Annotated in this window: 11 protein-coding genes; 3 read left to right on the forward strand and 8 right to left on the reverse strand. The window is 63.1% G+C overall.

Annotation, left to right across the window (positions count from 1 at the left end):
• Positions 1–128: 128 nt before the first annotated feature.
• A complete protein-coding gene (gene pepN / locus ACIBG0_RS35760; protein ID WP_397038877.1) occupies positions 129–2,711 on the reverse strand; it encodes an aminopeptidase N in 2,583 nt (860 codons plus the stop codon).
• Between the two features lie 138 nt (positions 2,712–2,849).
• On the opposite strand from pepN, the gene ACIBG0_RS35765 reads away from it, so the two are divergent.
• Positions 2,850–3,686 carry a phosphoribosylaminoimidazolesuccinocarboxamide synthase gene (locus ACIBG0_RS35765; RefSeq protein ID WP_397038878.1) on the forward strand — a complete coding sequence of 279 codons (837 nt, stop codon included), beginning with the start codon at positions 2,850–2,852 and terminating at the stop codon, positions 3,684–3,686.
• Between the two features lie 38 nt (positions 3,687–3,724).
• Here the strand turns inward: ACIBG0_RS35765 and ACIBG0_RS35770 are convergent, their stop codons facing one another.
• The 6 genes from ACIBG0_RS35770 to ACIBG0_RS35795 form a co-directional block, all read right to left on the reverse strand.
• Entirely contained in the window at positions 3,725–4,201 is a 477-nt protein-coding gene (locus ACIBG0_RS35770; RefSeq protein ID WP_397038880.1) for an NUDIX domain-containing protein, read from the reverse strand.
• A 304-nt stretch (positions 4,202–4,505) separates the two neighbouring features.
• Positions 4,506–5,591 carry a hypothetical protein gene (locus ACIBG0_RS35775; protein WP_397038882.1) on the reverse strand — a complete coding sequence of 362 codons (1,086 nt, stop codon included), beginning with the start codon at positions 5,589–5,591 and terminating at the stop codon, positions 4,506–4,508.
• Between the two features lie 60 nt (positions 5,592–5,651).
• Entirely contained in the window at positions 5,652–6,185 is a 534-nt protein-coding gene (locus ACIBG0_RS35780) for a hypothetical protein (protein ID WP_397038883.1), read from the reverse strand.
• 52 nt (positions 6,186–6,237) lie between these two features.
• Positions 6,238–6,456 carry a hypothetical protein gene (locus ACIBG0_RS35785; RefSeq protein WP_397038885.1) on the reverse strand — a complete coding sequence of 73 codons (219 nt, stop codon included), beginning with the start codon at positions 6,454–6,456 and terminating at the stop codon, positions 6,238–6,240.
• Entirely contained in the window at positions 6,449–6,787 is a 339-nt protein-coding gene (locus ACIBG0_RS35790; protein WP_397038886.1) for a hypothetical protein, read from the reverse strand. Before ACIBG0_RS35790 ends, ACIBG0_RS35785 begins: the two co-directional genes overlap by 8 nt.
• 475 nt (positions 6,788–7,262) lie before the next feature.
• Positions 7,263–7,571, reverse strand: coding sequence for a hypothetical protein (locus tag ACIBG0_RS35795; RefSeq protein WP_397038888.1), 309 nt, complete (start codon positions 7,569–7,571; stop codon positions 7,263–7,265).
• A 31-nt stretch (positions 7,572–7,602) separates the two neighbouring features.
• Between ACIBG0_RS35795 and ACIBG0_RS35800 the strand changes: the two genes are divergently transcribed.
• Complete coding sequence (locus tag ACIBG0_RS35800) at positions 7,603–9,252, forward strand: helix-turn-helix domain-containing protein (RefSeq protein WP_397038890.1); 1,650 nt, start codon at positions 7,603–7,605, stop codon at positions 9,250–9,252.
• On the opposite strand, the gene ACIBG0_RS35805 is transcribed toward ACIBG0_RS35800, so the two are convergent.
• On the reverse strand, positions 9,228–9,782 hold the full coding sequence (locus tag ACIBG0_RS35805) for a GNAT family N-acetyltransferase (protein ID WP_397038891.1): 555 nt from the start codon (positions 9,780–9,782) through the stop codon (positions 9,228–9,230). The two genes, ACIBG0_RS35800 and ACIBG0_RS35805, sit on opposite strands and share 25 nt — an antisense overlap.
• A gap of 302 nt (positions 9,783–10,084) precedes the next feature.
• On the opposite strand from ACIBG0_RS35805, the gene ACIBG0_RS35810 reads away from it, so the two are divergent.
• Entirely contained in the window at positions 10,085–10,732 is a 648-nt protein-coding gene (locus tag ACIBG0_RS35810; protein WP_397038893.1) for a hypothetical protein, read from the forward strand.
• Positions 10,733–11,131: the final 399 nt, after the last annotated feature.

Below are 11,131 nucleotides of genomic sequence, written 5' to 3' on the forward strand. Positions count from 1 at the left end.
CGCACTTCGCGTGCTCCGGCGCGTTCACCGCTGAGGTGGACGCGCCGATTGCGTTTCGGCTGTCGACTGTGAACAGGGCATGCGCATCACGATGGATGGCACGCCCCGTCTCAGTCGCGCGAGAACCTTCAGCCCTGGGCGTCGAAGGCGCGGGCGCGCAGTGAGCGTTCGATGCCCGCCTTGCCCTCGCTCACCAGACGGCGCAGGGCCGGCGGATGGTCATCGGCGAGGAATTTGTCAGCCGCCGCGACGGCTTCCTCGCTGATCGCCCACGCCGGGTAGAGTCCCACGACGACGGTCTGAGCGACCTCGCTGGAGCGGCGCTCCCAGACGCCGGGGACCTCGGCGAAATAGCGCTCCACGTACGGCGTCAGCAGCTCACCCTGGCCATTGGGGGCGAAGCCGCCGACGATCGAGCGGGCGGTGATATTCGGGACCGAATCGTCGGACATCACCGTCGTCCAGGCCTGCTCCTTCACCTCGGCGATCGGACGGGCCGTCGCCGCGGCCGCGGCATGGCGCTTACCGGCCGCGGTCGGATCGTTGGCCAACTCGTCATCGATCGTGGGGGTGGCTAGACCGTCGGCGTCGATCTCACCGGCGGCGGCGAGCGCGGTCACGAGCCGCCAGCGCAGATCGGTATCGACGATCAGACCGGGGAGGCCGACCTTTGCCGGATCACCGTCGAGCAGTTCGCCCAGCACCTCGGTATGCCAGGCCGACAGCTTGGCGCCGGTGAGCGCGTTGACGAAGGCGAGTTGGTGATCCGAACCGGCCTCGGCCTCGCGGGCGAGCTCGAGCAGTCGGTTGGCGTACTCCGGCCAGCCGGTGGTGGTGGCCCATTCCGGATCGGCGTAGTTGCCGATCGCGGTGTTGGCCTGCATCAGGAGTCGTTGCACCACACCGATTTCGGATTCCGCGCCGATACCGCGCTGGACCAGTGCGACGAAATCACGGGCCCGGAATTCGGCCTGCCTGGTCATCTCCCAGGCGGCCGACCAGGCCAGTGTGCGGGGGAGTGGTTCGGCGATATCGGCGATGCGGTTCACCAGCACGTCGAGCGAATCGGCATCCAGGCGGACCGAGCAGTAGGTGAGGTCGTCATCGTTGACCAGCACGAACTTGCCGCGCGGCACACCGACCAGTTCGGGAACGTCGGTGCGCTCGGCGGCATCGAGATCGAGCTCCACGCGTTTGGTGCGCACCAGCTTTCCGTCCTGATCGTCGTAGACACCGACGGCCAGGCGATGGACGCGGCGTTCGCCCGCACCAGGCGCGGCGCCCTCCTGCACCACGGCGAACGAGGCGAACTTGCCCTCGGCATCGACCTCGAAGTCCGGCCGCAGGATATTCAGGCCGGTGGTCTTGAGCCACTGCGCACCCCAGCCGGACAGATCACGGCCCGAGGACTGCTCGAGGGCCGAGAGCAGATCGTCGAAAGTAGCGTTGCCGTAGGCGTGTTCGGTGAAGTAGGCACGCAGACCGGCGAGGAAAGGTTCCAGACCGACGTAGGCGACGAGCTGCTTGAGTACGGAAGCGCCCTTGGCATAGGTGATTCCGTCGAAATTGACCTCGACGGCGTGCAGGTCCGGGATGTCCGCGGCAATCGGGTGGGTGGAGGGCAGCTGATCCTGCCGGTAGGCCCAGGACTTTTCCACATTCGCGAAAGTGGTCCAGGCACTTGTATATTCGGTCGCCTCGGACTGGCACAGCACCGAGGCGAAGGTCGCGAACGACTCGTTCAACCACAGGTCGTCCCACCATTTCATGGTGACCAGATCGCCGAACCACATGTGCGCCATCTCGTGCAGGACGGTCTCGGCGCGCCGCTCGTAGGAGGCGCGGGTCACCTTGGACCGAAAGACATAGTCCTCCAGGAACGTAACGGCGCCAGCGTTCTCCATCGCGCCCGCATTGAACTCCGGGACGAACAGTTGGTCGTACTTGCCGAATGCGTACGGCACACCGAAGTTGTTGTGGTAGAAGCCGAAGCCCTGCTTGGTCTCGGTGAACAGGCGCTGCGCGTCCATATGCTCGGCAAGCGAGGCGCGGCAGTAGATGCCGAGCGGAATCGTGCCGTGATCGTCGGTGTAGGCGTCGGTCCATTCCGCGTACGGGCCGGCGATGAGCGCGACCAGATAGGTGCTCATCCGCGGCGTGGTGCGGAACAGGTGCTTGCCGGGATCGGCGATGAGCGTATCGACCGCGGCGCCATTGGAGATGACCTTCCAACTCGGCGCGGCGGTGACGCTGATATCGAAGGTGGCCTTGAGATCCGGCTGATCGAAGCAGGCGAACATCCGCTTGGCATCGGCGGTTTCGAACTGCGAGTACAAGTAGACCGCGTCATCGGTGGGGTCGACGAAGCGGTGCAGGCCCTCACCGGTATTGGAGTATTCGCAGTCGGCTTCGACGACGAGTTCGTTGCGCTCGGCCAGACCGTTGAGGGTTATGCCCTTGGCTTCGTCGTAGTCGGCGATGTCGATCGGCGTGCCGTTGAGCACGGCGGAGCGGACCCCGCGGGCGACGATATCGATGTACGTGCTCGCGCCCGCGGTCGCGGTGAAAGTGACCGTGCTGCGAGAGAAGAAGGTCTGCTCGCCCGGCTGTCCCGCGCCGTCGGTCAGATCGAGCTCGATGCGATAGTTCTCGACCTGCACTGTCGAGGCGCGTTCGATCGCCTGGTCGCGAGTCAGGTTCGGTGCGGACATTGGACTCCTTCGTGGTTCGAAGAATGTGCACGGGCGGCCCCCCGGCGGGCACAGCACTCACCACAATGCCACCTCGGTAAGGTTGCCCGCGCGGGACTTTTTCCCATAAACCCTATCGACCAGGATCGGAGCTGCGACGTGAAGCATATCCACGCCGGAAAGGTGCGCGACCTCTACGAGGACGGCGACACCCTGCTGCTCGTGGCGTCGGACCGGGTATCGGTCTACGACGTGGTGCTGCCGACGCCGATTCCGGATAAGGGCGCACTGCTGACCCAACTGTCGAACTGGTGGTTCGAATACTTCACCGACGTGCCCAACCATGTGGTCTCGGCGACCGATGTGCCCGCGGAATTCGCCGGTCGCGGCATCCGGGTCAAGCCACTGAAGATGCTGCAGGTCGAATGCATCGCCCGCGGCTATCTGACCGGGTCGGGGCTGAAGGAGTACGAGCGCACCGGGACGGTTTCCGGCATCGCACTGCCGCCGGGTCTGCGCGATGGCGACAAGCTGCCCGAGCCGATCTTCACCCCGACCAGCAAGGCCTCCGAGGGGCACGACGAACCCATCACTTTCGCGGATGTGGTGAATCAGGAGGGCCGCGAGGTCGCTGAGCAGTTGCGCGAGCTGACCCTGAGGATCTACACCCGCGGTGCCGCGCACGCCGCCGTGCGCGGCGTCATCGTCGCCGACACCAAGGTCGAATTCGGTTGGGACGGTGACGTTCTCACTCTCGGCGACGAGGTGCTGACCTCCGACTCCTCCCGCTTCTGGCCCGGCGCCGAATGGGAGCCGGGGCGTCCGCAGCGCTCCTTCGACAAGCAGTTCGTCCGCGACTGGTCCACGTCCACGGGTTGGAACAAGGAGTATCCCGGCCCGGAGATCCCCGCCGAAATCGTCGATGTCACCCGGCAGAAGTACATCGAGGCATACGAACTCATCACTGGGCAGAGTTGGGGCGACGCGTCCCGCTGACCGTTAGGGTTACTAGCTACCGGGCTGGGTAGGTGCGGTCAAGCGAGGTGTTCGGCCAACCGGTCGAGGTAGGGGCGCTGGCCCGCGCCCAGTTTGTCGTGCGCGGTGCTGAGGTCGAACCATTCGGCGCGGTCGATTTCCGGGAAGGTGGCGAGGCGACCGGATTTGGGCGGCCATTCCATCTCGAATGTGCCGGGGACCACCGTGGCCGGGTCCAGATCGCCCTCGACGGCCCAGACGGTGAGGTTCTTGGCGGATTTGCCACTGCCGTAGCGGACCTCTCCCAACGGCACCCGCTCACCTTCGGGCACCGGCAGCCCGAGTTCCTCGAGAAACTCACGCGCCGCTGCCACCTCGGCACTCTCGTATTCCGGCTCGTACTCACCCTTCGGGATCGACCAGGCCCCCGCATCCTTACGCGCCCAGAACGGCCCACCCATATGCCCGATCAGCACCTCGGTCTCACCGGAACTCCGACGGAACAACAGAATCCCAGCACTGAATTTGCCTGCCACACCGAGCAGTCTGCCGCCTAGCGCCTACCAGCCGCGGACGGGGGCGACGGATCCAGCGAGGTGCGCGGATCTGCGTGGACGCTGCAGATCAGCCGCGATATCTGTGCCGCCAACCGCACGCTACGAACGTCCAAGGCGCACAGCCAGTCTGGATCATGTACCGGCTTGTGCATGGTGTCGCCGCACTGGTATTTCAGCAGGCCACTGCGTCTCCGCGTGAATCGGGATTGTTCCTCAGCGCTCTGGGACGGCGCTATGGCGGCTCCCTCAGGAATATGTTCACGCTCCGGCCTCGGGTGGAGCGCTAGTCGCCCCGGTGTCGGCCTTCCCGTTGACGTTCCGAGCGTTCGCGCTTCTGATGTATCGACCGATCCCGTTCCGCCTCGGCCCGTGTACGCGCATTGTCAACATCGATCATCTTGGGTGGGCCGTCACTGTTGAGTCCAAGAATGCCCATCATCTCTCGGGACAGTCCATTCTCAATCGCTAGCGCTCGGGCGTTGGCACGTTCCTGTATAGCTCGCGCTAGGGCGATTTCGCGTTCCTGCTCCCGAGTCCGCTGCGGTTCCGCTGGTCGCGTCGGAGCTTCTTGTCCGCGTGTGATGTCGATCTCGCGGGCAATATCTTCGCGTTGACTCTCCCTGCCTTCCCTCTTGATCTCCAGCAGCTCTTTCTGCACGGTGCTGCGGCCGGGATCGTTCATCTCCCGCGCTTGCGCTTCCTCCCGTTCGCGAACATCTTTGGCTTTCGGAGCGGGGTCGGTGAGTTCCCGGGCCACTGCGGGTTTCGCCTGGTCCCGGTTGTCTTCGCGGGTACGAGCCTGCTCGGCCTCACGTTCGACTCTGGCGCGTTCCTCACGCTCTTTGGCCTGCTGCCGTGCTTCCCGCTGGCGTTGCTTTTGCAGCCGCGCCTGCTCACCGACCCCCGGCAATTCGAGTTGTGGACTCGGCTCCTTCTCCAACCCTCGCGCCCAAATCTCGCGCGCATCCTCTCGCGAGATGATCTGATGCGTGAACCGATCCGGGAAGTCTCGGGTCAGCCCATCGATGAGTTTCTGGGCTCGGCTCGATATTGTTTCACCGTCAACAGACCGCAGCAAATGATGGTGGCCCTCATTCCGCTCGAGGAGAGTGCGCACAACCGTCAGTTGCTTTTCGTCCTTCTTTCCTTCGATCCTGCCTGACTTGTCTTCGATGGTGAACGTGCGGCCAGGATCTTCTCTTATCTTGTCGAATTTGACATTTCCGACATTTCTTACTTCGTGCAGGCGCGACTGTTGGATATAACCGTTCTCGCGGTCGCGGAAATATCGGTAGGTGCCATTCTCGAATATCCTGCCACGCTCGTTGGGGTCACAATTTTCGCGGTCTCTATCGTATCCATCCGGCATTGCTGGACACACCCCCCGATGCGTGGAAAGGTCTAAAAAATATTTGCGGACAATTGGCCGTCAGGTGTTGATTTGGGATCCCTCGCGGCGTTTCTCGTCGTGATAAGTCGCGTACTCACGCACCCCTGCGGCTATGGAGGAGAACATGCCTCCATAGTCTTCAGGGTCGTAGTTGATCATGTCGTCCATGAGATACCAAGCGGTTAATTCGTCCTGGTCGTGGGTATCACATCGCAGGGCAGGATTCACATGATCGTAGAACGTGTATTCGCGACCGGGCCATTCGTACTCGATCCATTCAGCGCCCGCAAATCTGATGAAACACTCCCCGATGAAGCAAATGAACGCGTCGGCCATGTCCGCGTTTTCGGGAGCCATCGCCGTGGCCAGATCGGGGAACAGTTTCTCGACAATCGGATTCAGTCGCTCCACTTCCGCCGAGTCTTCCGGCCACGGCACCGAGGGAATCTGGCGTATGCCCGCGTAGTCCATAAATTTCTGTGCTTGCGCCTTTCGGCGGTCCGCGTCGACCCATTTACCCCACTCGGTCTGCTCGACTTCGAAATCCAGCCCTAATTGTTCGTCATTCCCCACGCCGATGCCTCTGCCTTCCTTGTCGCTGCCCGTTCATCGTCAGTGTCCCATCTCAGGGTTCGAGGTACAGCCGCTCACACGGCAGGCGCGGCCACTCTGACGCATCACCGGGATCAATCGACACGGCATCGTGGTAGTGCTCGCGCTGGTGTTCCTGCTTGAAATTCAGCGCAGCGGTAAGACAAGCGGTGAAGTCGAAGCGCGCACCATGCAGGAACACCGACAGGTGAACGTCTGGATCACCCGGCCGCGGCGAGACCCGCTCACTCATGCGGCGAGCCCTGCGATCGGCCGCTGCTGGAGCAGGCCGCGAACTTGGTAGGCGTGATTACGTCGCACGTGACAGCGATTGGCCGCCCACGACCGTGAAAGCAGACCATGCTCGGCGCGATAACCGCCGCCACTCCCTTTCTGCATACCATCGCCGCGATGAGTGCGGTCGGCGTGAACGCGTCGTTTCTGAGAGTGATCAGCCCACTCAGGGTGTAGCCACGTCGCTGAGCCAACTCGGTGATGATGCGTTCATCGTGTAAGAGGTGCGGGCCGCTAACATCCAGCGACAGAACACCAATTGCCTTGGCGGTTTGCAGGATAATGCTCATCGTCCTGCTCTCCGTGGACGGAGGCCAACGCTCGCGCGGATCGCATCGACCACGGCGACTCCTGAGGGTCGGAACGTGTCGCGCGGCGGTTCGATCCAGACTCGCAATTCGGCGTGCCTGTCGGTGGGCGACGGTAATGCGATCTGCGCGCCGAATCGAGCGATAGTCACGTTGAGCCGGAATAACTCCGAGAACAGAGGCACTTCGTCGGGCAGGTCGGGTCTGACGATGAAGGTCCATCGTCGCGAGCGGGGGTGGGAGATGATCGGGCCGAGTGCGAATTGCCGAGTTTGCATGTGCGCCTTAACTTTTTGGCCGAGATCTGCGGGCATGGTGACCGCGGATACGCTGCCCGCCCGCACCGTGATCCGCCCGATGGCGGGTTCGACTCCGGCCGCCAGCCCGCAGATCTGTCGATAGAACAAGCATCGACTGGCGGGAGTATCTGCCAGCACATTCGGCGTCGAGTCGGGTGTCATTGGTCACCGCCCACAGTGGACAGGGGCGCGGGCCATTCGTGACCGCACGGATACACCTGCTCGGGTGTGACCAGGTCGCACACGAGGGTGATCGCCCACTTCAACTCCCCGACATGCTCGAGGCTGGGCGTGAGCACGGCATCAGCCTCAGCGTCCCGGATATGTTGCGGCAACAGCAGCACGGCCGCGCGGGAGTCCACATCGAATCCGACCACCTCGACAAGGACGTAATTATGCTCTGCCGCTAGATGTTTCAGCTCTGCGGCGGCTGACGCGCCCTGTGCCGGGTTGTCCCAGCGGACCACGCCGATCGCATTCGGCCCGAGTTCCCCGCCTGTGGGTGGCGTCGCAGTTTCGATTGAGTTCTTCCACTCGGTGAGAGCACCGATGTACCGCGTCAAGATGTCAGTCGACGTGCCGCAATACACCGCGCGTTGCGGCCCTGTGAGTGGGTCTCGTTTGGGTAATCCTCGTCCGGGCAACACTTACCCCCTGATCATATGTCGGGCCTGCAAGCACTCCGGCAGCCGGGTGCTTGTCCAGCATCGGTTTCCCGAGACTCTCGATCCAGGTACGCAACTGGCAGTTTGGTCCTACTCTTTCGGTATTCGACACGCGGAGGCGAGGGGCGGACCAGCGATGATCGAGAAATGGACCGGTGCCGAGGTCAAGGCGCTCCGCAACGCGATGCGCTTGAACCAGATGGAGTTCGCCGCAGTCTCGGGGCGTGGTGTCCGCACGATAGGCAAGTGGGAGCAAGAAGGCGCGAACGCGCTACTCAGCCCGAAATCGGCGGACGTGATGGATACGTTGTTGGACAGCCTGACTCGTGAGCAGGCTCACCGGTTCCATAAAACCGAGCCGTCGTCCGCGCTCGCGATGGTTGTTACGGCGGCACCGGAGCAATCGGGCCTACACTCGCCGTTGGATGACGATTTGCGGATGTGGGTCGAGATGAATCGACGCGAGTTGCTGCACTTGTTCGGCGGTGTCGCGGGCGGACTGCCCGCCGTCGCCGCGATTCTCGCGGGCCTGGACACCTATGAACAGCGGCGGGTTGGCGAGGTTCTGATCCGGCCCGAGCGTGTCGACGAGGGCACCATTAGTCACATCGAGCACGCGCTGAATATCGCACTGGCACAAAACGATTTGTACGGTCCCCAAGCCGTGCTGCCGATGGTGACAGCGCAGCAGGCTATCGCGCGGGCTCTGTTGGCACAGTCGCCTGAGTGGTTGCGCCCACGGTTGCTGACCGTCCATTCGCAACTGGCGCAACTGGCCGGGTGGATGCATTTCGATCTGCGTGCGTTTGACTTGGCCACCGCCAGCTATGAAGCGGCCCGCGAGTCCGCGCACGAGGCGGGCAATGACTCGCTGGTCGCGCTGGTGTTATGCAATCTGAGCTACCTGTCTACCTGGCGAGGCTCGCCGCGAACCGGCATCGATCACGCAGTGGCAGCACAGGTTTGGGCGCGCAATGTCGATGATGGGTTGTTGCGTTCCTATGCGGAGGTGATCGCAGCATTCGCGTACGCGTCGAGCGGACGGACCAACGCATGCCTGACAGCGCTGGACGCGGCGGACTGCGCGCTGGCAAACGATGCCGGAGCGGAGTCGAGCGTGGCCTACTTCCACGGGCCAGGGCTGGCGCTGTCGTTCCGTAGTGACTGCATGTATCGGCTCGGGCGGGCGGTCGACGCGCATCAGGCGGCCGTTGCGAGCCTTGACCTGATCGGCGAGGACTATCCACGCAACCGGGCATTAGCCTGCGTGGACTTGGCCCACGCCCATATCGAGTCCCGTGAGATCGATGAGGCCGCGCAGGTGATCGGGCGCGCGGCCGGGCTGGCGGCAGCCTGCCGTTCGGATCGGCTCTCGGAGATCATCACCGAGGCACGTGCGGAACTCACGCCGTGGGAGGACGCGTTGTGTGTCCGCGACCTCGATGAGCTGATGGCCGACTACGGCTTCAGTGCTCGGAGATAGATATCGAACTGCGGCGACACGAACCCTGGTGTGTCCTGCCGTCCGACAAGTTGCCAACCGCCGACCGCACGGTAGAACGCGTGCGCGCCTTCGGCCTGCGGTTGCACTGCCAGCGTCGCGCGCTCCTCGCATCGGCTGTCGAGAAGCGTGTTCAGGAGTCGCCGACCGACGCCCCGCCCACGCGCCGACGTCTCGACGGCAATGTCGATGACCGCGAATGTTCGACCCGTCCACTCACGAGTGACGTCGGCCGCCACCGATACCTGGAACCCGTCCCACCAGCCAGTCTTAACTGAAAGCGTATCGCCGTAAGCGAATCCGATCAGCGTGTCAGCGGACTCGGCCAGAGCGATCCCGAACGTCGGTGAACCGATCATGCGGTCGAGCATCTCGCGATGTCGCTGCGACTCCGACTCCGGCCAAACGAACGGCGGCGCCGAGAACGCCGCGTCGTACAGCGCGCAGATCGAATCGAAGTGATCCCTCGCCTCGGTGGTGTTTCCAATCCACACGCAGACATCGTCTTTCATGTAACCGACCATAGATGCCGTGCAGAAACCCGGACTTGCTCACAGGTCAATCCGCGCTGTCATGATCGACTCCGTCGTGTCGGACTCGGTGACGCACTCCCGTTTCCCGCGCCAGAGTGCCCGCCCGGAATTCCCAAATCGGAGCCGAACACGAATCCGCAGAATTGGCTGGCTACCGTCTGCCCCAGCGCCTGCACCAGAACGAAGCTCCCAGTTTCGATGCGATTCGATATCGCATCGTGAGAACATCACCTGAGTTTCGATGCCGGGTTAGCTGATTCGGGTGTCATGGACGGGAGGGCATGCCGTTGGACGAGCCAGCCGATAGTGTCCCTACCGCTACCGCCATTTTTGGCGGCAGCGACGTCCAGATCATGTGGCAATCGACCGCAAGCGCAGAGGTGACTCACCGTTTCGGCAGGGTGCGACGCCACTGGTGGGAAGGCAAACGACGTCGACTCCGGCGCGATCTCGAAGAATTTGTCGGCGATCCGCCGACCAGCGAGATGGATGCACTTTTGAAACTGGTTGCGGAGTCAGACCTCCGGGCGGTCGACTACCGGGCTATCAGTAAACGCTGGCAGCAGGCGTACTTCCTATTGGGCTTGCCCGCTGCGATCCTTGCTGCCGTAGCTGGTGCCGCGGGATTGTCCAGTGAGCAGTTCCGTGTCGTCGCGGGCCTCGTTGCGCTCGGGGCGTCTGGCCTGTCCGCTGCAGCTACTTTTCTCAACAGCGGAGATAGAGCTGTTGTGGCGACGGCCCTTTGCTCAGCGTGGCAAGAGCTGGCGGACGATGCTCGGATGTGCGTATTGCAGCTGAAGCGCCCAGGTGCTGCGGATCGGCCAGCCGATATCGGTGGAGTGCTGTTGAGGCTGCATCGGCGAAAGCATCAGCTGTTACGCGAGGAGCTCCCGGGACGTGAAGCCCAGGACATCGGTGGCGGGGCGTGAACCATAGCCAAACTCCGGCTTGAGTTCCCGCCTCCTCATGGCCCAATGACGTCAGTTCGGGTGAGTAAAGGGCGCTCATTCGTCGCATCGCATCGCGATGGCTGTGGCCACCCTTGACCACCCCTCTTCAGCACAGGATGGCAAGCATGACTAAGTGGGGGAGTAGATGTCGGGCCTGCAAAAGCGGCGGATAGGCAATCTGTTCACCAAAGGGAATGCCCGGATTCGTTCGCAGGCCGTCTGCAGCGGATCTCACCGAGACTCATTCGGCGCACGCCAACGTCCAAATCGTCCCTGAGACTCCTGTCAACGGACATCGGGACATCCGGGCGGATGGATTCGGCGGGTCCGGCTGGGCGGACAGCAGATCTCCGGGCTGATGGACATCAGTTCTCCGGG

This window comes from Nocardia sp. NPDC050630 (genome assembly GCF_044457245.1).
In the GTDB taxonomy this organism is placed as follows: Bacteria; Actinomycetota; Actinomycetes; order Mycobacteriales; family Mycobacteriaceae; genus Nocardia.